The sequence below is a fragment of the Streptomyces polygonati genome (genome assembly GCF_042650325.1).
GTDB classification, from domain to species: Bacteria; Actinomycetota; Actinomycetes; order Streptomycetales; family Streptomycetaceae; genus Actinacidiphila; species Actinacidiphila polygonati.
This window is the reverse complement of the sequence record NZ_JBHSBB010000027.1, coordinates 1-25839: the sequence shown is the minus strand read 5'-3', so window position 1 is coordinate 25839 and position 25839 is coordinate 1. Positions and strand designations below refer to the sequence as shown.

The 25839-nt window shown below is 72.6% G+C and carries 21 protein-coding genes; 16 read left to right on the top strand and 5 right to left on the bottom strand.

The window, feature by feature from the left end; genetic code table 11:
- Positions 1 to 3 precede the first annotated feature (3 nt).
- The 15 genes from ACFO3J_RS28675 to ACFO3J_RS28605 all read left to right on the top strand — a co-directional run bounded on the left by ACFO3J_RS28675 (position 4) and on the right by ACFO3J_RS28605 (position 19698).
- A complete protein-coding gene (locus tag ACFO3J_RS28675; RefSeq protein ID WP_386435333.1) occupies positions 4 to 1137 on the top strand; it encodes a mechanosensitive ion channel family protein in 1134 nt (377 codons plus the stop codon).
- 185 nt (positions 1138 to 1322) lie between these two features.
- Complete coding sequence (locus ACFO3J_RS28670) at positions 1323 to 2579, top strand: ROK family transcriptional regulator (RefSeq protein WP_386435330.1); 1257 nt, start codon at positions 1323 to 1325, stop codon at positions 2577 to 2579.
- A 198-nt stretch (positions 2580 to 2777) separates the two neighbouring features.
- Positions 2778 to 4109, top strand: coding sequence for an ABC transporter substrate-binding protein (locus tag ACFO3J_RS28665; protein WP_386435327.1), 1332 nt, complete (start codon positions 2778 to 2780; stop codon positions 4107 to 4109).
- Complete coding sequence (locus ACFO3J_RS28660) at positions 4109 to 5062, top strand: carbohydrate ABC transporter permease (protein WP_386435324.1); 954 nt, start codon at positions 4109 to 4111, stop codon at positions 5060 to 5062. Before ACFO3J_RS28665 ends, ACFO3J_RS28660 begins: the two co-directional genes overlap by 1 nt.
- A gap of 6 nt (positions 5063 to 5068) precedes the next feature.
- Positions 5069 to 5974 carry a carbohydrate ABC transporter permease gene (locus tag ACFO3J_RS28655; RefSeq protein ID WP_386435321.1) on the top strand — a complete coding sequence of 302 codons (906 nt, stop codon included), beginning with the start codon at positions 5069 to 5071 and terminating at the stop codon, positions 5972 to 5974.
- Positions 5971 to 7233, top strand: coding sequence for a 6-phospho-beta-glucosidase (locus ACFO3J_RS28650; protein WP_386435318.1), 1263 nt, complete (start codon positions 5971 to 5973; stop codon positions 7231 to 7233). The genes ACFO3J_RS28655 and ACFO3J_RS28650 overlap by 4 nt, the downstream gene beginning before the upstream one ends.
- Positions 7224 to 8237 carry an N-acetylglucosamine kinase gene (locus tag ACFO3J_RS28645; RefSeq protein ID WP_386435316.1) on the top strand — a complete coding sequence of 338 codons (1014 nt, stop codon included), beginning with the start codon at positions 7224 to 7226 and terminating at the stop codon, positions 8235 to 8237. Before ACFO3J_RS28650 ends, ACFO3J_RS28645 begins: the two co-directional genes overlap by 10 nt.
- A 280-nt stretch (positions 8238 to 8517) precedes the next feature.
- Positions 8518 to 9945 (top strand): hypothetical protein, encoded by a 1428-nt coding sequence (locus ACFO3J_RS28640; RefSeq protein ID WP_386435313.1) that lies wholly within the window; start codon positions 8518 to 8520, stop codon positions 9943 to 9945.
- 92 nt (positions 9946 to 10037) lie between these two features.
- Positions 10038 to 11021, top strand: a complete 984-nt coding sequence (locus ACFO3J_RS28635; protein WP_386435790.1) for a glutamate ABC transporter substrate-binding protein — start codon at positions 10038 to 10040, stop codon at positions 11019 to 11021.
- A 75-nt stretch (positions 11022 to 11096) separates the two neighbouring features.
- A complete protein-coding gene (locus ACFO3J_RS28630; protein ID WP_386435310.1) occupies positions 11097 to 12386 on the top strand; it encodes a hypothetical protein in 1290 nt (429 codons plus the stop codon).
- A gap of 126 nt (positions 12387 to 12512) precedes the next feature.
- Positions 12513 to 15128, top strand: a complete 2616-nt coding sequence (locus tag ACFO3J_RS28625; protein WP_386435788.1) for a serine/threonine-protein kinase — start codon at positions 12513 to 12515, stop codon at positions 15126 to 15128.
- Positions 15129 to 15131: 3 nt separating this feature from the next.
- Positions 15132 to 16484: a PP2C family protein-serine/threonine phosphatase gene (locus tag ACFO3J_RS28620; RefSeq protein WP_386435308.1), complete on the top strand. Its 1353-nt coding sequence runs from the start codon at positions 15132 to 15134 to the stop codon at positions 16482 to 16484.
- Between the two features lie 99 nt (positions 16485 to 16583).
- Positions 16584 to 17918, top strand: a complete 1335-nt coding sequence (locus tag ACFO3J_RS28615; protein ID WP_386435306.1) for a vWA domain-containing protein — start codon at positions 16584 to 16586, stop codon at positions 17916 to 17918.
- A 19-nt stretch (positions 17919 to 17937) separates the two neighbouring features.
- A complete protein-coding gene (locus ACFO3J_RS28610; RefSeq protein ID WP_386435305.1) occupies positions 17938 to 18927 on the top strand; it encodes an FHA domain-containing protein in 990 nt (329 codons plus the stop codon).
- Positions 18928 to 18993: 66 nt separating this feature from the next.
- Positions 18994 to 19698, top strand: coding sequence for an MBL fold metallo-hydrolase (locus tag ACFO3J_RS28605; protein WP_386435302.1), 705 nt, complete (start codon positions 18994 to 18996; stop codon positions 19696 to 19698).
- Between the two features lie 42 nt (positions 19699 to 19740).
- Here ACFO3J_RS28605 and ACFO3J_RS28600 read toward each other — a convergent pair whose 3' ends face one another.
- Complete coding sequence (locus ACFO3J_RS28600; protein ID WP_386435299.1) at positions 19741 to 20673, bottom strand: methyltransferase domain-containing protein; 933 nt, start codon at positions 20671 to 20673, stop codon at positions 19741 to 19743.
- Positions 20674 to 20746: 73 nt separating this feature from the next.
- Between ACFO3J_RS28600 and ACFO3J_RS28595 the strand changes: the two genes are divergently transcribed.
- Positions 20747 to 21151: a globin gene (locus ACFO3J_RS28595; RefSeq protein ID WP_386435296.1), complete on the top strand. Its 405-nt coding sequence runs from the start codon at positions 20747 to 20749 to the stop codon at positions 21149 to 21151.
- 124 nt (positions 21152 to 21275) lie between these two features.
- On the opposite strand, the gene ACFO3J_RS28590 is transcribed toward ACFO3J_RS28595, so the two are convergent.
- The 4 genes from ACFO3J_RS28590 to ettA form a co-directional block, all read right to left on the bottom strand.
- Positions 21276 to 22226, bottom strand: coding sequence for an SDR family NAD(P)-dependent oxidoreductase (locus ACFO3J_RS28590; RefSeq protein ID WP_386435294.1), 951 nt, complete (start codon positions 22224 to 22226; stop codon positions 21276 to 21278).
- Between the two features lie 294 nt (positions 22227 to 22520).
- Entirely contained in the window at positions 22521 to 23231 is a 711-nt protein-coding gene (locus ACFO3J_RS28585) for a hypothetical protein (RefSeq protein ID WP_386435292.1), read from the bottom strand.
- Positions 23228 to 23650 (bottom strand): acyl-CoA thioesterase, encoded by a 423-nt coding sequence (locus tag ACFO3J_RS28580; RefSeq protein ID WP_386435289.1) that lies wholly within the window; start codon positions 23648 to 23650, stop codon positions 23228 to 23230. Before ACFO3J_RS28580 ends, ACFO3J_RS28585 begins: the two co-directional genes overlap by 4 nt.
- Positions 23650 to 25314, bottom strand: coding sequence for an energy-dependent translational throttle protein EttA (gene ettA / locus ACFO3J_RS28575; protein ID WP_386435286.1), 1665 nt, complete (start codon positions 25312 to 25314; stop codon positions 23650 to 23652). The genes ACFO3J_RS28580 and ettA overlap by 1 nt, the downstream gene beginning before the upstream one ends.
- Between the last annotated feature and the right edge of the window lie 525 nt (positions 25315 to 25839).

Genomic DNA, 25839 nt, shown 5'->3' with positions numbered 1-25839 from the left:
CACGTGACGAACGCGACCATTCGCGCAGCCGCCGCTTCCCCGCACGCCGTGGTCCATCAGGCGCTGCCCCGCTCCGCCGATCAGGCGGGCAGCTGGGTGGACGACAACTGGGCCGGATGGCTGGCGGCCGGCCTGCGGATCGTGCTCATCGTGGTCATCGCCGTGGTGCTGCGGACCGTGGTGCTGCGGACCATCTCCCGGCTGATCGAGCGGATGAACCGGGGCGCCGAGGCCGCCGCCAACACGACGCTGGGCGGGCTGCTGGTCAACGCCGAGCGGCGCCGGCAGCGCAGTGCGGCGATCGGCTCGGTGCTCAAGAGCGTGACCTCGTTCCTGATCCTGGGCACGGCGGCGCTGACCGTGCTGTCGGTGCTGAGCATCAATCTGGCGCCGCTGCTGGCCAGCGCCGGGGTCGCGGGCGTGGCGATCGGTTTCGGCGCGCGCAATCTCGTCACGGACTTCCTGTCCGGGGTCTTCATGATCCTGGAGGACCAGTACGGCGTCGGTGACGTCATCGACGCCGAGGTCGCCTCCGGCACCGTGATCGAGGTCGGTCTGCGGGTGACGAAGCTGCGCGGCGACAATGGCGAGATCTGGTACGTGCGCAACGGCGAGATCAAGCGGATCGGCAACCTCAGCCAGGGCTGGGCGACCGCCATGGTGGATGTGCAGGTGGGCGCGCACGAGGACCTGGAGCGGGCCCGGGCGGTGATCGCGGCGGCGGCCGAGGGGTTGGCCAAGGAGGACCCCTGGGACGAGAAGCTGTGGGAGCCGGTGGCGGTACTGGGCCTGGAGTCGGTCGGCGCGGACTTCGTGGTGATCCAGACGCAGGCCAGGACGATGCCCGGCGAGGCGGCCTCGGTGGCGCGGGAGCTGCGCTGGCGGATCAAGAAGGCGTTCGACGAGGCCGGCATCGTGATCACCAGCGGCACGCCGGCGGCCGCCGCGCAGGAGCCGGGCCCCACGGCCGCGGAGCGCGCCCCCGCCCCGGTGAGCGAGACCCCGGCGTCGCCCCCGCCGGCCGCGGCTCCGGCCGAGGCCTCGGCTCCGGCATCGGCTCCGGCTCCCGCCGCGCAGGCGGCCCCGCCGGCCCGGCCGCGGCCCTCCGTACCCCCGCCCGCCGCCGGCGACCGCTGAGGCCCGCCCGCCCCCTGTCCCCGCCGTATCGCCCCTGGCACGCTGGACGCGTGCCGGGGGCTTCGTTGATAACGACTTGAACGACTTGGCCGACGGCCCGCCGACCCCCCTTGACGCCCTGCTTACGGCGGGCCTACCTTTCGTTTTGCCAATAGGAAAGTTTCCTAACAGTGAACTGAGGGAGGATGGCGCGCATGGCTGGCACCCCTGGAACGCCGCGCGTTCTGCGCGCCATGAATGATCGCGCCGCACTCGACCTCCTGCTGGAACACGGCACGCTCTCCCGGACCCGGATCGGCAAACTGACCGGTCTGTCCAAGCCCACCGCGTCCCAGTTGCTGGCCCGGCTGGAGTCGGCCGGCCTGGTGCTGGCCACCGGCACCACCGCGGGCCGCCCGGGCCCCAACGCCCAGCTCTACTCGGTCAATCCGGACGCCGCCCATGTGGCGGGGCTGGACGTCAACCCGGAGCGGATCAGGGCCGCGGTCGCCGACATCACCGGCCGTACCGTCGGCACCTTCAAGCTGCCCACCCCGCAGCGAAGGGCCGGCACCGCGGTCGAGCAGGTCGTACGGGCGCTGGACGGCGCGGTGCAGGCGGCCGGGCTCAGCCGGTCCGACCTGCACCGGGTGGTGGTCGGCACGCCCGGCGCCTTCGACCCGAGCACCGGACGGCTGCGCTACGCCAGTCACCTGCCCGGCTGGCACTCGGCCGCGCTGCTGGACGAACTGGCCGCCGCGCTGCCGATGCCGCTGGAGTACGACAACGACGTCAATCTCGCCGCGGTCGCCGAGCAGCGGATCGGCGCGGCCCGCGAGCACGACGACTTCGTGCTGCTGTGGAACGAGGAGGGCATCGGCGCCGCCATCGTGATCGGCGGCCGGCTGCACCGCGGCTGGACCGGCGGCGCCGGCGAGGTCGGCTTCCTGCCGGTGCCGGGCACTCCGCTGGTCCGCAACGTCACCAAGGCCAACAACGGCGGTTTCCAGGAACTGGCCGGCTGCAACGCGGTGCTGCGCATCGCCCGCGAGCTCGGCCTGGAACTTCCGGCGGGCACCCAGCCGGACGCGGCGGCCGAACTGCTGGCCACCGCGGCGGCCCGGCACGAGGCGGCCGGCGACGACCGGGCCGAAGGGGAGGCGGGCGCCGGCCAGGAGACCGACCCGTACGCCGAACTGCTGGCCCGCTGCGCCACCGGCACCGCGGTGGGCCTCGCGTCGCTGGTCGCGGTGCTCGACCCGGAACTCATCGTCCTGTCCGGCAATGTGATCGTCGCCGGCGGGGAGCCCCTGCGTGCTCTGATCCAGTCCGAGCTCGCCGAACTGGCCGTCCCCCGGCCCCGGTTGGTGCTCGGCACGGTGCAGACGCACCCCGTGCTGAGCGGGGCGCTGGAAAGCGCCCTCGCCACCACCCGCGACGAGGTGTTCGACACCTCGCGCTGACCCCCGTCCGCCCGCCGACCCGAGATCCCGCGCACCACCCCCGACCCGCCCGGCCGAGCGGAACGGCATCCCCCGCCGTTCCGACGGCACCGCACACCCGCGACCGCCCCGCACACCCCCGAACACCACACCCGCACACCACACCCGCACTCCGTGTCCCGCACACCCTCGTAAGCCCTTTCCCGGAGGTAAAGAGCAGTGTCCCGTCTGACGAAGACAGCCGCCGCGCTGGCGGCAACGGCCGCGATATCCCTGCTCGCGAGCGCGTGTACCGGCCAGAGTTCGAGTACCGCGACCGACAACGCCGACAAGGACGTCACCATCAACTTCTGGCACGGCTGGTCCGCGCCCAACGAGTTGAAGGCGATCAACGACAACGTCGCCCGGTTCGAGCAGGCGCACCCCAACATCCATGTCAAGGTGCAGGCGAACATCACCGACGACAAGATCAACCAGGCGCTGCGCACCGGCGGCGACAAGGCGCCCGACGTGGTCTCCTCCTTCACCACCGACAACGTCGGCCAGTTCTGCTCCTCGGGCGCCATGGCGGACCTGGCCCCCTTCCTCGCCAAGGACGGCATCGACCCGGCGGCCACCTTCCCCAAGCCGATGCTGGAGTACACCCAGTTCCAGGGGAAGCGCTGCACCCTGCCGCTGCTCGGCGACGCCTACGGGCTGTACTACAACAAGAAGGAGTTCGCGGCGGCCGGCATCGCCGCCCCGCCCAAGACCCTCAGCGAGTTCAAGCAGGACGCGCTCAAGCTGACCAAGTCCACCGGCGGCTCCTACTCCCAGCTCGGCTTCATGCCGGACTTCCACGGCTACGAGTCCACGCCGGGCCACTTCGCCGCCCAGTGGGGTGTGCAGTACTTCGACGCGAACGGCCGGTCGCAGATCTCCACCGACCCCGGCTTCGCCTCGATGTTCCACTGGCAGCAGGACATGGTGAAGTCGCTGGGCGGCTTCACCAAGCTGGAGAAGTACCGCAACACCTTCGGTGACGAGTTCGGCGCCAAGAACCCGCTGCAGACCGGCCAGGTGGCGATGGGCATCGACGGCGAATGGCGCCTCGGCATGGCCAAGGACGCCGGGATGAACGACCTCGGCGTGGCGCCGTTCCCGGTGCCCGATGACCAGGCGAGCACTTACGGCAAGGGCTATCTGTCCGGCACCATCATCGGCATCAGCAACCAGTCGGCGAAGAAGAACGCCGCCTGGCAGCTGGTGAAGTTCATGACCACCGACACCGACGCGGTCGTCTCCTTCGCCAACGCGATCCACAACGTGCCCTCCACGCTGGCCGCGCTGAAGTCCCCGAAGCTGGACCAGGACCCGGGCTTCAAGACCTTCATCGACATCGCGCAGAACCCGAACAGCAACACCACCCCGCCGAGCGTCAACGGCGGTGCCTACCAGGTGACGCTCCAGGACTTCGCCTACTCCTACGAGTCGGGCAAGTCGAAGGATCTCACCGCCGGCCTGCAAGGTGTCGACAAGCAGGTCGACAAGGACATCGCGCAGGCCAAGTGATGAGCGCCGCCGCCGTACACCCGCTGCTGAAGGTGAAGCGCCGCAAGGCGGCGCTCAGGACCCTGGCGTTCCTGTCGCCGTGGATCATCGGCTTCAGCGCCTTCTTCGTCTACCCGCTGGTCTCCACGGTCTACTTCTCGTTCATGCACTACGACGGCATCAACGCGCCGACGTGGACCGGCGGGAAGAACTGGTCGTACGTCTTCACCCAGTACCCCCTCTTCTGGCCGGCGCTGCGCAACACGCTCTGGCTGGTCGTCGTGATGGTGACGCTGCGGGTGGTCTTCGGGCTCGGCATCGGTCTGCTGATCACCAAGATCAGGACCGGCGCCGGCCTGTTCCGTACCGCCTTCTACCTGCCGTACCTCGCGCCGCCGGTCGCCGCCACCATGGCGTTCGTCTTCCTGCTCAACCCCGGTACCGGCCCGGTGAACCACATCCTGGGCGATGTCGGCATCCCGACGCCCGGCTGGTTCACCGACCCGAACTGGTCCAAGCCCGCGCTGACCCTGCTGGCGGTGTGGGGCATCGGCGACCTGATGGTGATCTTCATGGCCGCGCTGCTCGATGTGCCCAAGGAGCAGTACGAGGCCGCCGAGCTGGACGGCGCCGGGCCCTGGCACCGCTTCCGCTTCGTGACGCTGCCGAACATCTCGCCGATCGTGATGTTCGCGGTGGTCACCGGGGTGATCCAGACCATGCAGTACTACACGCAGCCGCTGGTGGCCGGGAAGGTCGCCTCCGGGATCATCGGCAACTCGGGCCAGCAGTTCGAGCCCGGCTACCCGGACAAGTCGACCCTGACCCTGCCCCAACTCGTCTACGAACGCGGTTTCCAGCGCTTCGACTACGGCTCGGCCTGCGTGATCGCGCTGGTGCTGTTCGTGCTGGCGATGCTCTTCACCGCCTTCCTGATGCGCCGGCGCAACGGCTTCCTGTCGGCGGAGGACTGATCGACGATGACCCAAGCGACTCTGACCACCCCCGCGGTGCCGGGCGCCGGCGCCGGACTCGACACCCGGGCCAAGCGCGACGCGCGGCGCCGCAGGACGCTGCACTGGATCGCCGTGCACGCGCTCGGCCTGGCGGCCGCCGCCTTCTTCATCCTGCCCTTCGTGTTCGTCTTCCTCACCGCGGTGATGAGCGACAACCAGGCGCTCACCCGCGACCTGTGGCCGCACACCTGGCAGTGGTCCAACTTCCGTACCGTGTGGGACACCCCGGGCTTCCTCACCTGGTGGCGCAACACCCTGGTCTACGCGGTGGCCGGCACGGTGCTGACCGTGGTGTCCTCGCTGCCGGTGGCGTACGCGCTCGCCAAGTTCCGCTTCCGCGGCCGGAATCTGATCATGGTGCTGGTGATCTCGACGATGATGCTGCCGCCCCAGGTGGTCATCATCCCGATGTACCTGTTCTGGACCAAGCAGATGGGGATGGACGGCACCTTGTGGCCGCTGATCATCCCGATGGCCTTCGGCGACGCCTTCACCATCTTCCTGCTGCGGCAGTTCCTGCTGACCATCCCCAAGGAGTACACCGAGGCCGCCAAGGTGGACGGCTGCGGTGAACTGCGCACCCTGCTCACGGTGATCGTGCCGATGATCAGGCCGGCCATCGCCGCGGTCGCGCTGTTCCAGTTCTTCTACTGCTGGAACGACTACTTCGGGCCGCAGATCTACGCCAGCTCCAACCCGGCGGCATGGACCCTCAGTTACGGATTGGAGTCCTTCAAGGGCGCTCACCACACCAACTGGAATCTGACCATGGCGGCCACCGTTCTCGTGATGGCCCCGGTGATCGTGGTCTTCTTCTTCGCGCAAAAGGCCTTCATCGAAGGCGTGACCCTGACGGGAGTCAAGGGATGAAACTGGCAGTCGTGGGCGGCGGGTCCACCTACACACCCGAACTGATCGACGGGTTCGCGCGGTTGCGCGACACCCTGCCGGTCGAGGAACTGGTGCTGGTCGACCCGGCCGCGGACCGCCTGGAACTCGTCGGGGGGCTGGCGCGGCGGATCTTCGCCAAGCAGGGCCACCCCGGCACCATCACCACCACCGCCGACCTGGAAGCGGGGGTCGAGGGCGCCGACGCGGTGCTGCTCCAGCTGCGGGTCGGCGGGCAGGCGGCCCGCAACGAGGACGAGACATGGCCGCTGGAGTGCGGCTGCGTCGGCCAGGAGACCACCGGGGCCGGCGGTCTCGCCAAGGCGCTGCGTACCGTGCCGGTGGTGCTCGACATCGCCGAGCGGGTGCGCAGGACCGCGCCCGACGCGTGGATCATCGACTTCACCAACCCGGTCGGCATCGTCACCCGGGCCCTGCTCCAGGCCGGCCACAAGGCGGTCGGGCTGTGCAACGTCGCCATCGGCTTCCAGCGGAAGTTCGCCGCGATGCTCGATGTGACGCCCGACCAGGTCCACCTGGACCATGTGGGCCTGAACCACCTCACCTGGGAGCGCGCGGTGCGCCTCGGCGGCCCCGGCGGCGAGAATCTGCTGCCCAAGCTGCTGGCCGAGCACACCGAGGAGATCGCCGCCGACCTGCACCTGCCCCGCGAGGTGCTGGACCGGCTCGGCGTCGTGCCGTCCTACTACCTGCGCTACTTCTACGCCCACGACGAGGTGGTCCGCGAGCTGCGCACCACCCCCTCGCGGGCCTCGCAGGTCGCCGAGATGGAAAGGCGGCTGCTGGAGATGTACGGCGACCCCGGGCTGGACGAGAAGCCCGAACTGCTGTCCCAGCGCGGCGGCGCCTACTACTCCGAAGCGGCCGTCGCACTGGCCTCCTCGCTGCTGCGCGGCACCGGGGACGTCCAGGTCGTCAACACCTACAACAACGGCACCCTGCCGTTCCTCGCCGACGACGCGGTGATCGAGGTCCCCGCGGTGGTGGACGCCGAGGGCGCCAGGCCGCTGCCGGTGGCGCCGCTGGAGCCGCTGTACGCGGGGCTGGTCGCCCATGTCACCGCGTACGAGGACCTGGCGCTGGAGGCGGCGCTGCGCGGCGGCCGGGACCGGGTGTTCACGGCGCTGCTGTCGCATCCGCTGACCGGCCAGTACGAGTACGCGGAGGCGCTGACGGACCGTCTGATCGCCCACAACCGGGAGCACTTGGCGTGGGCCTGAGCCGGGATGCGCTCGTCCCCGGTGGCGTCCTCGCCATCGACGCGGGCAACAGCAAGACCGACGTGGCGCTGGTCGCCGCCGACGGGAGGGTGCTCGGCGCCGCTCGCGGCGGCGGCTTCCAGCCGCCGGTCGTCGGGGTCGAGGCGGCCGTTTCGGCGCTGGCGCGCATCGTGGAGCGCGCGGCGGCCGACGCGGGTTTTCCGACGGGCGGAGGGACGCCGCCCGTACCGCTGACCGAACACACCTCGGCCTGTCTGGCCAACGCCGATCTGCCCGTTGAGGAGGAGCAGTTGGCGGCCGCGGTGCACGCCCGGGGCTGGGCGCGCAGTACCGAGGTGCGCAACGACACCTTCGCGATACTGCGGGCCGGTGTGGACGAGCCGCGCGGGGTCGCCGTGGTGTGCGGCGCCGGCATCAACTGCGTCGGCATGCTGCCGGACGGGCGGACCGCGCGATTCCCCGCGATCGGCAAGATATCCGGGGACTGGGGCGGCGGATCGGGTCTGGCGGAGGAGGCCCTCTTCCACGCCGCCCGCGCCGACGACGGCCGCGGCGGGCCCACCGAACTGGCCCGTACGCTGCCCGCGCACTTCGGCCTCGGCTCGATGTACGCGCTCATCGAGGCGCTGCACCTGGAAACGATTCCGCCCGCCCGGCGCTACGAACTCACCCCGGTGCTCTTCGCGACCTCGGACGCCGGCGACCCGGTGGCCCGGTCCATCGTCGCCCGTCAGGCCGAGGAGATCGTGGCCCTGGCCGCGGTCGCGCTGAGCCGGCTCGGCCTGCTGGACGAGGAGGCCGATGTGGTGCTCGGCGGCGGCATCATGGCGGCGCGCAACCCGTATCTGATGGACCAGCTCACCGAGCGCCTCACCGCCCGCGCCCCCAAGGCCCGCGCCCATGTCGTGACGGCGCCGCCCGTCCTGGGGGCGGGGCTGCTGGGCCTGGACCACGTGGCGGCCGGTCCCGGGGCCCGGTCGACACTGCGGGCGCACTACTCCTGACGGGACGGGGTGCCCGGCGGTCCCGTCCGCTGTCTTCGGCGGGACCGCCGGGCGCCGCCCACCGCGCGAACCCGCCCTTACCGGACGGCCCGCCCGGATCGCCCCCGACCGGCGGCTCCGGCGCTCGGCTCCCCGCCCCCGCTGGAACCGAACGTCTGCCCGGACGCGTGTGACCGGGTGGGAGCCGGGGGAGTTCCTCCGGGCCGCTGGAACCGCGCAGGCCGCGGCAGCCATACTGCTGCTTGACCCCGCGCAGAGCGGGTCCGCTGGGGGAGGACAAGTGACGTACACGCCGACGCGAGGGCCGCATCCGGCAGGCTCACCACCGGCCGCCCCCGAGCCACCGGCGGGGCCGGGCGCGGCGCCCCGGCGCAGGGGCTGGACGGACGGCGCCCACCGGACGCGCTTCTCGGCGACCACCGAGCCCGGCCGGCTGCGCCTGATCGGCGCCTCCCTGGCTGTCCTCGTCGTCGCGTTCGGCGCCGTCACCGCCTGGCAGATCACCGAGCGCTCCGCCGCCGCCGACCATGTCGTCCACCACAGCGCCCCGTTGAGCGCGGACGCGGCGGAGATCTACCGCTCGCTGGCCGACGCCGACGCGACCGTCGCGGGCGGCTTCCTGCTCGGCGGGGAGGAGCCGCAGGCCGTCTCCGACCGCTACCAGAAGGACATCGCCACCGCGGCCCGGCTGATCACCCAGGCCGCCGCGAGCAGCGAGGGCACCGGTGCGGCCGCCCAGCGGCTGGCCACGCTGAACGAGCAACTGCCGTACTACGTCCAGCAGGTGGCCACCGCCCAGGCCGACAACCGGCAGGGCCTGCCGCTGGGCGGCGCGTATCTGAGCTACGCCGACCAGCGGATGCAGATGAAGGGCGGTCTGCTGGCCGCGGCCGACGACCTCTACCGGATCGAGACCGACCGGCTGAACCGCGACTACGCCGACGCCGAGGCACTGCCCTGGGCGGCCTGGGTGCTGGGCGCGCTGGTGCTGGCCACCCTGGTGTGGGCGCAGCGCCGCCACTTCCGGCGTACCAACCGGGTGTTCAACCAGGGCCTGCTGGCGGCGAGCGCGGCCAGCGCGGTGGTGCTGGTGTGGCTGGTCGCCGGGCACTCGGTGGCCCGCGCGCGGCTGTCCGACTCCTACTCCCACGGGGCCGAGTCGATGCAGATCCTGAACAGCGCACGAATCTCGATGCTCCAGGCCCGCGGCAATGAGAACCTGACTCTGGTGGCCCGCGGTTCGGGCGACGCCTACGAGGACGGCTTCAACGACGACATGCGCAAACTGGCGGGCGCGAACCCCTCAGGCGTGGGCGGCCAACTGGCGCAGGCCCTCGCCCTGGCCGACGACTCCGCGGGCCGCGGCCCGCTGGACGCCGCCGTCACCAGTGTGCGGATCTGGCGCGGCCGGCACACCGCGGCCCGGGCCAGCGACGACGGCGGCGACTACACCACCGCCGTCGCCCAGGTGATCGGCGGCAAGGACAGCGCCGGGAAGACCGTCACCCAGACCACCGGTCAGTGCTTCGACAAGGTGGACGCCGACCTGGACCGGGCGGTCGCCCAGGAGCAGCGCGAGTTCCGGGAGGCGGCGGACAGCGGGCGCGGCGCGCTGTCGCTGCTGCCGGCCGGTGCGGCGCTGCTCGCGGTGCTGGCCGCGGCGGGCGCGGCGCTCGGCATCGGGCGCCGTCTGTCGGAATACCGGTGAGCGGCATGGCGAAGCGGGCGGGAAGCCTTCGAGGCAGGGGAACGGGACATGCGGTGAAGGGCAGTTGGCGCGGGTGGGGTGGCGTGGCGGCGATGGCGGCGGCCTGTGCCCTCGCCCTGACCGCGGTGGTGGCGCCGCTGCACGGCGGCGGTCCGCAGGGGCGGGCGACGGCGACCGACCCGGTCACCCAGGCGCGGTACGCCTCCGCCACGGACTGCGAGGACCCGGAGGCGAGCCTCGACCCGGCCCTCGGCAGCCCCGACGGCGTCGACGACCCCGATGTGCGGGCCATCGTCCGGCGCGGCCGGCTGAAGGTCGGGATCGACCAGAACAGCTATCTGTGGGGATTCCGCGACCCGGCCACCGGTCAACTCGCGGGCTTCGACATCGACATCGTCCAGGCGATAGCCAAGGGCATCTTCGGCAAGGGCTACACCCCCGACAGCGTGCAGTATCTGACCGTGCCCACCGCGCAGCGCGTCAAGCTGATCCAGAACGGCACGGTGGACATGGTGGTGCGCACCATGAGCATCACCTGCGACCGCATCCACGATGTGGACTTCTCCACCGCCTACTTCACCGCAGGCCAGCAGCTCCTCGTCCCCAAGGGCTCGCCCATCACCGGTTACAACGCCAGCCTCAAGGGCAGCACCGTCTGCGCCGCGACCGGCTCGACCGGTCTGGCCGAGCTCACCGACCCCGTCAAGGGCACCGACGAGTCCGACGCCCAGCGCTTCGGCGCCAAGGTGCTGACCGTGGCGAACCAGCTCGACTGCCTGGTCAGGGTCCAACTCGGACTGGCCGACGCGGTGTTCACCGACAACGCGCTCGCCGCCGGACAGGCCGCCCAGGATCCTTCCATGACGTTGGTCGGTGAACCCGTCACCCAGGAGCCGTACGGTGTGGCCATGAAGAAGGACCGGCCCGATCTGGTGCGCAAGGTCAACCGCATCCTCGCCGCCTATGAGGCGGGCGGGCCGGACAGCCAGTGGTCTCGGTCGTACCGGCACTGGCTGGCCGCCGACCTGCCCGGCATCACCGGGCCGCCGGCCCCGAAGTACAAGAAGGAGCCGTAGCGAGCCGCGGGCGGGGCAGCCAGGCGCGACAGGGAATACCGGCCGGCACAGGCAGACGCACAGGAAGAGGGTGTGATGGCGGTCGTGGGAGCATCCGGACCGGTCATGGGCCGGGAGGACGTGGACCGTGCCCTGGCGCGGCTCGGCGCCGAGCACGAAGCCGTCGAGTCCTCGCTGCTGGCCCTGCAGGACCACTCGGGCCGCCGGCTGCTGGAGGGCGCCGAACTCACCGGCGTCACCAAACAGCGCTGGGCCGAGACCGACGCGGCGATCACCGCGCTGTGGACCCACTTCGAGGCCTACGCCGACGCGCTCAACACCGCCCGGCAGCTGCGGGCCCGCCGCCGCTGGCCCACCCAGACCGAACTGTCGCAGCTCACCGAGCTGTTGCAGGGCGACGGCATCACCGTCACCGGCGCGGCCGTCCCCGATCACGCCCGCTCGCTGACCGGTCCGGCCAAGCTCACCGAGCAGCTGAGCCTGGAGCAGCTGCTGGCCCGGATGAACGGCTGGTACGACCGGGCGATGGAGACGGTGGCCGCCGCCGACTCCGTGTGGTCGGCGCTGCCCGCCCGGATAGACCTGCTGGCCGCCGAGACCCAGCGGGTCCGGTCGCTGGCCGGATCGGTGGGCGTCCGGCCCGGAGCCCACCCGGCCGGGGACGAACTGGAAGCCCTGACGGCGGAGTTGACCGAGCTGCGCGGCCGTACGGTGTCCGATCCGCTGGCCTTCTGGCTGCCGCGGCCGGCTCCCGGCCGGCCCGACACCTCGCAGTACGAGCAGGCCGGGCGCCGGCTCGAGGAGATCCGCCGCGAGGTGGAGGCGGTGCTGCACGTCCGGGACGACGCCGAGCACCGGCTCAAGCGGCTGCGCGACGTGGTGTCCCGGGCCGACCGCACCCTGACCGAGGCCCGCAGCGCCCGGGTCGAGGTGCTGTCCAAGATCCTCGCCTCCGATGTGCCCGCGGTCAGCGGGCCGTCCGGGGCGCTGCACGAACAGCTGGACTGCGCCGAGGAGTTCATGAGGACCGCGCAGTGGCACCGGCTGTCCCCGCTGCTGGACAGCCTGGAGGAGCGCGCCGAGGACGAACTGCTGCGGGCTCGCGACTCGTTGACGGCCGTGACGGCGCCGCTCGCGGTACGCGCCGAGCTGCGCGGGCGGCTGGACGCCTACCGGGCGAAGGTCGCCCGGCTCGGCATGGCCGAGGACCCGCTGCTGATCGAGCGCTACGACCAGGCCCGCCGGCTGCTGTGGAGCGCGCCCTGCGACCTGGCCGCCGCCGAGCGCACGGTGCAGCGCTATCAGCAGGCGGTCTCGGAGATCAACACGCCTCGTACGCCGACCGACCGGCGGGGACCGGGGTGACCGGCGCGGGCGGGACGACCGCGGGGACGCGCGGCGGCGTAGGACAGTACGACAGGTCAGGGAAAGGCTGAGGGGGAGACCGTGAGCGAATGCAGGCGGCCCGGCTGTGGCGGGACCGTGGAGGACATGGGCGGCGGTGAGCTGTTCTGCGACACCTGCGGGCTGGCGCCGCTGCCCGAGGGGCCGGCGGCGGGGCCGGCCGGTGCGCCGGCCGGGGCGGGCGCGGCGTCCGGAGCCGGGGCCGCTCCCACGGCTCCCCCGGGCACGCCCGCCGGGGCGTCCGCGCGGGCCGGGGAATCCGCCCGGTCCGCCTCCGGCCAGTCCTCCCGCTCCTCCAAGTCCTCCTCGCAGGCGTCCAAGCGCTCGGTGTCCGGGCGGCTCTCGCAGTCGCTGACCGGCACCGCCTCCGGCCGCTCGGTGTCGGTCCGCAGCAGCCGCGGCGCCACCAGCGGCCCCACCCGCGGCAAGCTGGGCGCCGGGCTGGTGTCCGTACCGCCGATCCCGCGGCCCGACCCGGCGGCGGCGGTGCTGCTCAACCCCGAGGTGCCCGAGCGCAAGCGGTACTGCTCCAAGAGCGAGTGCGGCGCCCCGGTGGGCCGCAGCCGCGGCGACCGCCCCGGCCGTACCGAGGGCTTCTGCTCCAAGTGCGGGCACCCGTACTCCTTCTCGCCCAAGCTCCAGCCCGGCGACGTGGTGCACGGGCAGTACGACGTGGTGGGGTGCCTGGCGCACGGCGGTCTCGGCTGGATCTATCTGGCGGTGGACCGCGCGGTCTCCAACCGCTGGGTGGTGCTCAAGGGCCTGCTGGACACCGGCGACGAGGACGCGCTGGCCGCGGCCGTCTCCGAGCGGCGCTTCCTGGCCGAGATCGAGCACCCCAACATCGTCCGTATCTACAACTTCGTCGAGCACCTCGACCAGCGCACCGGCACGCTCGACGGCTACATCGTGATGGCCTATGTCGGCGGCAAGTCGCTCAAGGAGATCGCCAACGAGCGCCGCGCCGCCGACGGCAAGCGCGAGCCGCTGCCGGTCGCCCAGGCCATCGCCTTCGCCATCGAGGCGCTGGACGCGCTCGGCCATCTGCACAGCCGCAACCTGCTGTACTGCGACTTCAAGGTGGACAACGCCATCCAGACCGGCGACCGGCTGGAGCTCATCGACATGGGCGCGGTCCGCCGGATGGACGACACCGAGTCCGCGATCTACGGCACGGTCGGCTACCAGGCACCCGAAGTCGCCGAGGTCGGCCCCTCGGTGGCCTCCGACCTCTACACGGTCGCCCGCACGCTGGCCGTGCTCACCTTCGACTTCCAGGGCTACACCAACGTCTTCGCGGACAGCCTGCCCAACCCGGGCAGTATCGAGGTGTTCTCCCGCTACGAGTCCTTCTACCGGCTGCTGGTACGGGCCACCGACCCCGACCCGGGCAAGCGGTTCGCCTCCGCCGAGGAGATGTCGGACCAGCTGCTCGGCGTGCTGCGGGAAGTGGTGGCACTGGAGTCCGGCCAGCCGCGGCCCGCGCTGTCCACCCTGTTCGGGCCGGAACTGCGCGTGGTGGACACCGAGTTGGTGCGTCCGGCGGCCGGCGACACCTCGGTGCTCGGCGCGGACCGGGCCCGGGAGAAAGCGGCACGCGGACGGACCCCGGCGGTGCTGGGAGCGGGCACGGCTCCGCCGCCGGCCGCGCCCGGCGCCTTCGGACCGCCCCCGGTGATCCCCGCCCAGGCGGGGGGCAACGGCGACTCGCCCACCGCGCCGGGCGGTTGGGGCGCCGCCACCAGACCGGTCGTCTCCCGGCTGGACCAGGCCGCCGCCGTACTCGCCCTGCCCGTCCCCCATGTGGACCCCGCCGACCCCAACGCGGGCTTTCTGGCCGGACTTTCGGCCGCCGCGCCCGCCGAGATGGTGGCCGCGCTCCGGTCGGCCCCCGAGGACTCGGTGGAGAAGCGGCTGCGGGACGTCCGGGCCCGGCTCGAACTCGGTGACACCGAGGGCGCGGTGAAGGCGCTGCGCGCGCTCGAAGACGCCGCCGAGTCCGACGCCGACTGGCGGGTGGTCTGGCACCGCGGCCTGGCCGCGCTGTCCACCGCGGACTTCGAGACCGCCGCGCTCAGCTTCGACGCGGTGTACGACGCCTTCCCCGGCGAGCCGGCACCCAAGCTGGCGCTCGGCATCTGCGCCGAGGTGCTCGGCCAGCTCGACAACGCGGCCGAGTACTACCGGCTGGTGTGGATCACCGACCACAGCTACGTCAGCGCCGCCTTCGGGCTGGCCCGGGTGCTGCTGAAGTCCGGCGACCGGGCCGGCGCGGTGGCCGCCCTGGAGTCGGTGCCGGAGTCGTCCATCCACTACACGGCCGCCCGGGTGGCGGCGATCCGGGCCCGGCTGCGCGACCGGGCGCCGGGCGAACCGCTGCTGCCCGATCTGCACGCCGCCGCCCGCCAGGTGGAGGATCTGCAGCGGCAGGGCCTGGACTCCGACCGGCGCGAGCAGCTCGCCACCGAGGTGCTGGGCAGCGCGCTGGACTGGGTGCTGGCGGGCCGGACCGGCGAGAGCGCGGCCGGCGGCGTACCGGCCGGATCGCAGGAAGGCGTGCTCGGCGCCAGACTCACCGAGCGGGACCTCCGGTTCGGGCTGGAGCGCTCGTACCGGGTGCTGGCCAGGCTCGCCCAGCAGGGCGGCGCCAGGATCGAACTGGTGGAGCGCGCCAACCGCTTCCGCCCCCGGACGTGGGTATAGCCGATGACACCGCTGCCCGAATCGGCGCCGTCCCCGGCGCCCGCGCCGCACGCCGCCGCCCAGCTCTCCGCCTGCCCCGGCTGCGGGGAGCACCTGAGCGCCAAGGACCGCTTCTGCGAGAGCTGCGGCCTCAATCTGGCCGCCCCGCCGCCGGGGGCCGCGCCCCCCGCACGGCCGGGGCCGGCGGCCGGCGGGCCTTCGGGCGGGCCGGCCGGTCCGGCGACCGGGGCCTCCGGCGCCGCCGGCTCTCCCGGCGCTTCCCACTCCCCTGCCGACGGCCGCGACGCCCCGCCCGGCGGCGACCCCTTCGCGCCGCCCCCGCCCCGGAGCGCCGCACCCGAGGGCGACAGCGGTGACACCCTCGTCCTCGGCGCGGTCGCCCGGCTGTCGGACCCCCGCGGGAAGGAGTCCGCCGCCGCGGCCGTGAACGGGACCGTGACCGGTCCGGTGTGCGTCGCCTGCGGGGTCGGCGGGGTGGACGAGGACGGCTACTGCGAGCACTGCGGGCATGCCCAGCCGCGCCAGCGCGACCACCAGGAGCAGGAGCTGGAGGGCGTGGCGGCCGTCAGCGACCGGGGGCTGCGGCACCACCGCAATGAGGACGCCTTCACCGTGGCCGCCGCCTCGCTGCCCGACGGCACCCCCGCGGTCACCGCGGTCGTCTGCGACGGCGTGTCCACCGCGTACCGGCCCGACGACGCCTCGGCCGCCGCCTCCGCCGCGGGCAGCGAATCGCTGCTGGGCGCCCTGGAGCGCGGCGCCCCCGCCGAGGAGGCGATGCGCGGCGCGCTGCTGGCCGCCTTCGACGCGGTCGCCGCGCTGGCCGAAGAGGAGTCCCCCGACGGGCTGCCGCACCACAACGCGCCGGCCTGCACCTGCGTCAGCGCGGTCGTCATCGGCGCGGTGCTCACCGTCGGCTGGATCGGCGACAGCCGCGCGTACTGGATCCCCGACAACCGCTCGCTGCCCTCGTCCCGGCTCACCGAGGACGACTCGTGGGCGGCCAGGATGGTCTCCGCGGGCCTGATGACCGAGGCGGAGGCCTACGCCGACGAGCGCGCGCACGCGATCACCGGCTGGCTCGGCGCGGACGCGGTGGAGGTCGATCCGCATGTGGCCGCCTTCGAGCCACAGGGTCCCGGGGTCGTCGTGGTGTGCACCGACGGGTTGTGGAACTACGCGGAGTCGCCGGCCGAACTGGCCGAGGCGATCCCCGCCGACGCCCGCTCCCGGCCGCTGCACAGCGCCCGCACCCTGCTGGGGGTCGCGCTGGACGGCGGCGGCCACGACAACGTAACGGTCGCGGTGCTGCCGTTCCCGGCCGCCGTGTCACGGGCAGGATTCCCACCCGCCTAGCGCGAGCGCGGCCCGGTGCGAACAGGACGCCGGGTGGGGGTCGGGGTGGGGTGGGTCGGGGTGGGTGGGCTAGGGCATGAAGGAGCATGGGGTTAAGCGATGGCCATTCTTTCCAAGTCGAACGTGCCGCAGTTCTCGGTCGACGTCTATCAGAACGAGTTCCTGCCCGAGGGCGGCCGTGAGGTCAACGCCATCGTCACGGTGACCTCGACCGGCGGCGGCACCACGGGCAGCCGGATGCTGCCGGGGGCGGGGGCGGCCACCGCGAACGCCGGTGTGGTGATCATGGTGGACTGCTCCGGTTCGATGGAGTACCCGCCGACGAAGATGCGCAACGCGCGGGACGCCACGGCCGTCGCCATCGACGCCATCCGCGACGGGGTCGCCTTCGCGGTGGTGGCGGGTACCCACCAGGCCCGGGAGGTCTATCCCGCCAACGGCGGCCTGGCGGTCGCCGATCCGGCCACCCGCGCCCAGGCCAAGCAGGCGCTGCGCAAGCTCACCGCCGGCGGCGGCACCGCGATCGGCACCTGGCTGACGCTGGCCGACCGGCTGCTCGGCGCGAGCGATGTGTCCATACGGCACGGCATCCTGCTCACCGACGGCCGCAACGAGCACGAGAAGCCGGAGGACCTGCGGGCCGCGCTCGACCGCTGCTCGGGGTCCTTCACCTGTGACGCGCGCGGCGTCGGCACCGACTGGGAGGTCAAGGAGCTGACCGGCATCGCCTCGGCGCTGCTCGGGTCGGTGGACATCGTGGCCGACCCGGCGGGCCTGGCCGCCGACTTCCGGTCGATGATGGAGAACGCGATGGGCAAGGAGATCGCGGATGTCTCCCTGCGGCTGTGGACCCCGCAGGGCTCCGAGATCGCCTTCGTCAAGCAGGTCGCCCCCACCGTCGAGGATCTCACCGCGCGCCGCACCGAGTCCGGTCCGCGCTCCGGCGACTACCCGACCGGCTCGTGGGGCGACGAGTCCCGCGACTACCACGTGGCGGTACGGGTGCCGGCCGCCGGAGTCGGCCAGGAGATGCTAGCCGCCCGCCTGCTGCTGGTGCTGCCGCAGCCGGACGGCAGCCCGCAGTCCCTCGCCCAGGGCCTGGTGCGCGCGGTGTGGACCGACGACATGGCCGCCTCCACCCGGATCAACCCGCAGGTCGCCCACTACACCGGGCAGGCCGAACTGGCCCAGGTCATCCAACAGGGCCTGGAGGCACGCAAGTCGGGAGACATGGACGGCGCGACCGCGAAGCTGGGCCGGGCGGTGCAGCTCGCCAGCGCGTCCGGCAACGAGGACACCGCCAAGCTGCTGGCGAAGGTGGTCGACGTGGTGGACGCGGCGAGCGGTACTGTGCGGCTCAAAGCGAGGGTCGCCGACGCCGACGAGATGACCTTGGAGACACGGTCCACGAAGACCGTGCGCGTGAAGAAGTAACCAGGGGGGAGCCGGCACCATGCCGATGTGTCCGAACGGCCATCAGTCGACCACCGACGACTGGTGCGAGATCTGCGGTATGCGGATGGCCGCGCCGCCCGCACCGCCCTACGGCTCGCGCCCGGCGTCGTCCAGCTCCTCGTCCTCACCGGCGTCCACACCGCCCCACTCGCTGTCGCCGCCCGGTTTCGCCGGCGAGGCCTTCGCCGGTGAGGGGGTGGCGGAGCAGTGCCCGCAGTGCGGCACCCCGAGGGAGGGCGTGGCCCTGTTCTGCGAGGAGTGCCGCTACAACTTCCGCACGCACGCGGCCACCGTCGTACCTCTCGCGCCGCTCCCCCAGGCGCCGCCGTCCGGGCAGGCCCCGCCGGTCGGGCCGGCGGCGCCGGCCGCCGGGCCGAGCTTCCCGCCGTATCCGCGCTACGAGTCCCAGCTCTCCCGGCCCTCGCAGATCAACCGGCCGGCGGAACCCGTGCCTTCGGAGTCGGTGACGGTCACCTCCGGGTCCGGCGACTATCTGATCGGCCCGCCGTCCACCCCGCTGCCGCCGCGCGGCCCGGCGGCGGGGGAGACACGGGCGGCCGAGCCGCCGGAGGCGGGCCCGGCCACGGCGTGGGTCGTGGTGATCGGCGCGGACCGCGAGTACTTCACCGCGATGATGGCCCGCAGCGGCCCGGAGGGGCAGGGGCTGTACTTCCCGGTCTTCTCCCCCGAGGTCCAACTCGCGCTCACCGGCAATCAGATCACCATCGGGCGCCGCCGGCACAGCACCGGCGAGGCACCCGACATCGACCTCGCCCGGGCGCCCGAGGACCCCGGGGTCTCCCACAAGCACGCGGTGCTCGTCCAGCAGCCGGACGGCGACTGGGCGGTGGTCGACCAGGGCTCGACCAACGGCACCACGGTCAATCTCGGTGAGGACTCCATCCCGCCGTACACGCCGGTCCCGCTCCACGAGGGCGACCGGGTGCACGTCGGAGCGTGGACCACGATCACCCTGCGGCGGGAGTAGGGCCCCGCGCCGACACGCGACGCACCGACGGAGCGAGCTACCGACCTACGACATGGGGAGCTGCCGATGAGCGAGCCGCTCGCGGTGCGCCGGCTCGATCTGGGCTGGTTCGTACGGCCCGGCCAGGAGACCGCCGACGGGCTGCCCCGGGTGGAGCCGGCCCTGGCGTATCTGGTGGCGTGCCAGGACGGGCCGCTGCTGTTCGACACCGGGATCGGGACCGCCGACCCGGAGACGGACGCGCACTACCGGCCCTACCGCCGGCCGCTCCAGGAGGCGCTGGCGGCGGCCGGGGTCGCCCCGGCGGACATCACGCTGGTCGTCAACTGCCATCTGCACTTCGACCACATCGGCGGCAATCCGCTCTTCCCCGGCACCCCGATCCTCGCCCAGGCCGCCGAGATGGAGCTGGTCAGGGCCGGCGAGCACACCCCCGGGCAGCTGATCGGCTTCCCCGGCGCGCTCTACCAGGAGCTGACCGGTGAGGCCGAGGTCCGCCCCGGGGTCTGGATCGTGCCGACCCCCGGGCACACCGCGGGGCACCAGTCGCTGGTGGTCAGGCGCCCCGACGGCACGGTGATCCTGGCCGGGCAGACGCACGCCTCCGCCTCCGACTTCGCCGCCGCCCGGCTGGCGGCGACCGCCGTCACCGAGGGCGCCCGGCCCCCGCTGCCCGCACCGGATTCCTGGCCGGCCCGGCTGCTGGACTTCGACCCCCGGCGGGTGCTGTTCGCGCACGACGCTTCGGTGTGGGAGCCGACCGGGCGCTGACCGGCCCGGGATCAGGTCACGTGCCAGGTGTCCGGCCCGGGATCAGGTCACCTGCCAGGTGTCCGGCCCCTCCGGATCGTCCCGCCAGGCCCACTGCCGGTCCCCGGCCACGGTGAATCCGTACCGGGTCCGGTCGGCATCGCCCGCCGCGCCGAACAGCTGGTCCCCCAGCCCGCCGAGCGGCCCGCGCGCCCGCTCGCCCCGCAGCGGGACGAAGAACGCCGGGGTGGGCAGAAAACGGCCCTCCGCGTAATCCGGCGCCCAGACCGTGAGCGCGAGCAGACCGGACGCGAAGGGCGCGAGGACACGGCCGCCGGGCCGTACCTGGGTGAGCCAGGCCGCCGGGATCACCGGCATCTCGCAGGTCGCCATGATCCGGTCGTAGGGCGCCCGGCCGGGATGCCCCAGGGCGCCGTCGCCGGTGATCACCGCCACCGAACGCGCGGCCGGGGTGCCGTACGCGTCCAGGCGGGCGCGCGCCACATCGGTCAGCTCCCGGTCGAGGTCGACCGTGGTGACCGCGCCGGGGCCGAGCCGGTGGGCGAGAAGTGCCGCGTTGTAGCCGGTGCCGGTGCCGATCTCCAGCACGCGCTGGCCGTCCGCCACCTCCAGGGCCTGGCACATCAGCGCCATCAGGGATGGCTGGCTGCTGGAGGAGATCAGCTCGCCGGCCACCACCCGGGTGACGACCGGCCGGTCGGCGTAGGCGTCGGCCAGCCGCCGTAGCCGGGAGCCGAGGCCGAGCCGGTGGGCCCCGTCCGCACCGGCTGCCGGGTCCGCCCCGTCCGCCGGGTCAGCCGTATCGGAGCCGGCCACCACGAACACATGCCGGGGCACCTCGGCGAAGGCCGCCCGCCAGGCCGGGTCGGTCAGCTCGCCCCTGGCCACGATGCGCCGCACCATCCGGGCACGCAGCGCGTCCGCCGCCATCCGGTAGCTCTGCCCGCCGCCCGCGTATCCGTCCGACCCCGCCATCCCTCCATCCTGCGCGCGTAGCACCGGTCCTACGACCCGGGTACTCGGCCGGGCCGTCTGCGACCATGGGAGGGTGACAGAGATCCCGCGCGGCACGCTCCCGCAAGCGACGTTCTTCGAGCTGGTCGGCGGCGAGGATACGTTCCGCCGACTGGTGCACCGCTTCTACCAGGGCGTCGCCGACGACCCCGAGCTGCGCGCGCTGTACCCGGAGGAGGACCTGGGCCCGGCCGAGGAGCGGCTCAGGCTGTTCCTGATCCAGTACTGGGGCGGCCCCCGCACCTACAGCGACGAGCGCGGCCATCCCAGGCTGCGGATGCGGCACGGCCCCTTCACGGTGAACCAGGCCGCCCACGACGCCTGGCTGCGCCATATGCGCGACGCCGTGGACGAGCTGGCGCTGGACCCCGCCCATGAGAAGCAGCTGTGGGACTACCTGGTCTACGCGGCCGCCTCCATGGTGAACACCCCGGGCTGACGGGCCTTGTCGCGGGCCGGCTCCCTGGGCCGGCTCCCGGGCGGGCCGAGGGCCCCGGACCGGTGGTCCGGGGCCCTTGTGGCGCCGTGATGTCGTGCCTCCGTCGCCTCGTGGCGCCGTGCGGTCAGCCCTGCGGCCTGCCCAGCGTGTCCAGGGAGACCTGCCACAGCCGGGCCGCCGCCTCGGGGTCCAGGGCGTGCGGCGCGACCCCGCCGAAGCGGTCCGGGGTGAACGGCAGCGCCTCGTTGCAGTCCTCGAAGTACCGGCCGCCGATCCCTTCCAGCGCGGGCCAGGTGGCGACGAGCACGGAGGTGGACGCGCCCTGCTCCCTCGTCTTGAAGGTGTAGCCGCCGTTCTGCACCGCGTGGTCCAGCGCCTCCTTGCTCATGTGCCGGGAGAGCCCGGTCTCCAGCACCGCGCCGGGATGCACCGCGTTGACGGTGATCCCCTCGCCGGCCCAGCGGCGGCTCGCCTCCACCGCGAACAGCGCCGTAGCGGTCTTGGACTGGCCGTAGGCGACGACCGGGTCGTAGGGACGCTCGCGGAAGTGGAGGTCGTCGAAGTCCAGGCCCCCGCGCTGGTGCCCGATCGAGGTGAGGCTGACCACCCGGGCCCGGTCGCCCAGCACCAGCGCGTCGTGCAGCCCGGTGGTCAGCGCGAAGTGCCCGAGGTGATTGGTGGCGAACTGGAGCTCCCAGCCCTCCGGGGTGCGCAGCTCGGGTGTCATCATCACACCGGCGTTGTTGATCAGGATGTCCAGCGGGCCGTCCCAGGCGCCGACGAAGGCCGCGACGGACCCCTGGTCGGACAGGTCCAGCCGCCGGACGCTCAGCTGCTTGTTCCCGGTGGTCTCGGTGATGTCCTGCGCGGTACGTTCCCCGGCCTGCGCGTCGCGTACGGCGAGCGTCACCTCTGCGCCCGCACCGGCCAGCGCCCGGGCGGTCTCGACACCGATCCCGGAGGCGGCGCCGGTCACGATCGCCCGGCGACCGGTGAGGTCGATGCCGTCGATCACCTCGGCGGCGGTGGACTCGGCGTCGAAGGGGGTGGTGATACGGGTCTGCTCCACGGACATGGCGCGGCCTTCCTTGCGGGTACGGGCCTCTGACGAGGCTCTCCGGGTTCCGGTCTCCTGGTTTCCCGGGCTCACTTCAAGGCAATCACCCGCACCGGCCCCTCGGACGTCCCGAACGGGTCCGCCGCTACCCGGGGTCCGGTAGTACCCCTCACCGGCGGCCGCGACCCCCGATCGAGCCGTTCGGGCAGGTCAGACCCATGGTCCTGGGCCGATCGCCCGGGCCCACCGGGCCCGCCGGGCCCACCGGACCGCTCTTCCGGCCCGCGCTGGAAGCGCTCGGGCCGGAAGCACTCAGACAGGGGAAACGCTGAGCCCCGCCGCGCCCGACGCGGCCCGCGTCGCCACTGAGCCGTACGCCGTGCGCAGCCGCACCCACGAACCGGCGGACAGCACCGCGACCGCCTCCGCCCGGCCCTCGGCCGGCAGGAAGCCGAGCGCGTGGGCGGCGTGCACCACCCGCAAGGTGACGGCGGTCCCGGCCGGGCCGGCGGGCAGCGGCCGGCGCCACAACTCCTCGGCGAGACCGTCCAGCTCGGCCCGGGTCCGCCGCTCGGGCACCAGCGCCTCGGTTCTGGCCCGGAACTCGGCCACCACGCGCCCCGCCAGCTCCCGTACGACACCGCCCTCGAACTCGGCCTCCCGCCGCCATCCCGCGCGCGGCGGCAGCAGCCCGGCCCAGGCCGGTCCGGTGACCGAGCGCGGCACCTCGAACTCCCCGCCCCGCACGGCCTCCGCCACCGTCTCCAGCAACTCTCCCGCCGAGACCGTCGCCTCGACCTGCTCCTCCACCCCGCCGCCGCGCAGCGCCATGCTCTTGACCGCGAGCACGCCGCCGAAGGGCGGATGGCCGAACACTCCGAGCGCCGGTTCGCCGGCCGCGGACCGGAGCCGTACCACCGCCGCCTTGTCCCAGCGCACCAGCCGGCCGAGGAACGCGGCGAGCTCCGCCTCCGCCGCGCCTTCCCCGCCGTCCGCCTCGGCGAAACCCAGCCGGGGGCTCACGCTACGACAGCCCCGTCGTCCAGATACCGCTCCAGGAACGCCTTCTCCTCCGCCGTGATCCGCCGGGGCCGCTGCTTTGCCAGGTTGTACGGCACGATGACCGTGGACGCCCGCGCGTACAGCGTGCCCTCGTCCTTGACCTCGTACTTCACGGTGGTGGACGCGGCGGTGATGTCCGCCACCCACGTCTCGACCGTGACCGGCTCATGCCGGTGCACCAGCGGCCGCAGGTAGTCGATCTCGTGCCGCGCCACCACCACGCCGCCGCTGAAGGACACATCCTCCTGCCCGGGCGTGACGCGGAACATGAAGTCGATCCGCGCCTCTTCCAGATACCGCAGGAAGGCCACGTTGTTCACGTGCCCGTAGGCGTCCATGTCCGCCCAGCGCAGCGGGCAGCGGAAGGTGTGCCGGGCCATCAGCCGCGGGTCAGCTTCTTGTAGCTGGCCCGGTGCGGCCGGCCGGCGTCCGGGCCGAGCCGCTCGATCTTGTTCTTCTCATAGGACTCAAAGTTGCCCTCGAACCAGAACCACTTGGCCTCGCCCTCGTACGCGAGGATGTGGGTGGCCACCCGGTCCAGGAACCAGCGATCGTGGGAGACCACCACAGCCGCCCCGGGGAACTCCAGCAGCGCGTTCTCCAGCGACGACAGCGTCTCCACGTCGAGGTCGTTGGTCGGTTCGTCCAGCAGCAGCAGGTTGCCGCCCTGCTTGAGGGTGAGCGCGAGGTTGAGGCGGTTGCGCTCACCGCCGGAGAGCACCCCGGCCGGCTTCTGCTGGTCCGGCCCCTTGAAACCGAACGCGGACACATACGCCCGCGACGGCATCTCCACCTGGCCGACGTTGATGTAGTCCAGGCCGTCCGAGACGACCTCCCACAGTGTCTTCTTGGCGTCGATGTTCGACCGGCCCTGGTCCACATAGGAGATCTTCACCGTCTCGCCGACCTTGATGCTCCCGGAGTCCGGTGTCTCCAGGCCCTGCAGCATCTTGAACAGCGTGGTCTTGCCCGCGCCGTTCGGGCCGATGACCCCCACGATGCCGTTGCGCGGCAGCGTGAACGACAGGTCCTCGATCAGCACCTTCTCGCCGAACCCCTTCGACAGGTGCGCGACCTCGACCACGATCGAGCCCAGCCGCGGGCCCGGCGGGATCTGGATCTCCTCGAAGTCCAGCTTCCGCATCTTGTCGGCCTCGGCCGCCATCTCCTCGTAGCGCGCCAGCCGGGCCTTCGACTTGGCCTGCCGCCCCTTGGCGTTGGACCGCACCCAGTCCAGCTCTTCCCTGAGGCGCTTGGCCCGCTTGGCGTCCTTCTGCCCCTCGACCTTGAGCCGCGACGCCTTGTTCTCCAGGTACGTGGAGTAGTTGCCCTCGTAGGGGATCGCCCGGCCGCGGTCCAGCTCCAGGATCCACTGCGCCACGTTGTCCAGGAAGTACCTGTCGTGGGTCACGGCCACCACGGTGCCCGCGTACTTCGCCAGGTGCTGCTCCAGCCACTGGACCGACTCGGCGTCCAGGTGGTTGGTCGGCTCGTCCAGCAGCAGCAGGTCGGGCGCCTCCAGCAGCAGCCTGCACAAGGCGACCCGCCGCTTCTCGCCACCGGACAGGTTGGTCACCGGCGAGTCACCGGGCGGGCAGCCCAGCGCGTCCATCGCCTGCTCCAGCTGCGCGTCCAGGTCCCAGGCATTGGCGTGGTCCAGCTGCTCCTGGAGCTTGCCCATCTCGTCCAGCAGCGCGTCCGAGTAGTCGGTCGCCATCAGCTCGGCGATCTCGTTGAACCGGTCCAGCTTGGCCTTGGTGTCCGCCACGCCGTCCTCGACGTTCTCCAGCACCGTCTTCGACTCGTCCAGCGGCGGCTCCTGCAGCAGCATCCCCACGCTGTACCCCGGGGACAGGAACGCGTCCCCGTTCGAGGGGTGCTCCAGCCCGGCCATGATCTTCAGGACCGTGGACTTACCGGCACCGTTGGGGCCGACCACACCGATCTTCGCGCCGGGCAGGAAGCTCAGCGTCACGTCATCCAGAATGACCTTGTCGCCGTGCGCCTTGCGCGTCTTGCGCATCGTGTAGATGTACTCAGCCAAGAGAAACCGTCCGGCATTCGAGAAGGGCCAATGTGCGGCTCCGCCGCGTGAGGGCAGATACACCCCATCTTGCCGTACGTCCACCCTTGGGGGCGAACGAGTAGGTCAGAAGCACTCTCCCCCACGTGACCTGCGCCCCCGGACATCGGGCAACCGTCGTCATTGGTCGTTGTTGGTCACCCTTGGGCACCCTGCTACGGCCCACAGACGGCCCGGGATCCAGTGAGGCAGCCCAGTGAGGCAGGCGGGTGGCAGGGAGTTCTCACTGCCTGCCTCACTGGGCTGACCTGGGCGAACGGTCGCCAGTGAGCCGAGTGAGCGTGGTGAGGCGGGCCGTCCCGACCCCGGAAACGGGCACTTCGCGTGGGTAGGACCCGCCTCACTCGACAGGACCGGGCCGCCTTGGGCCGGGGGTCGCCGCTGTCGCGTCTGGGAGCTCCGGGATGTCTGCCCCCTACCCCCCTCCCCCTGGAAGTCCGCTACATCCGCTACACCGGTAACACCGCAGGTCAGAGGGCGTGATCG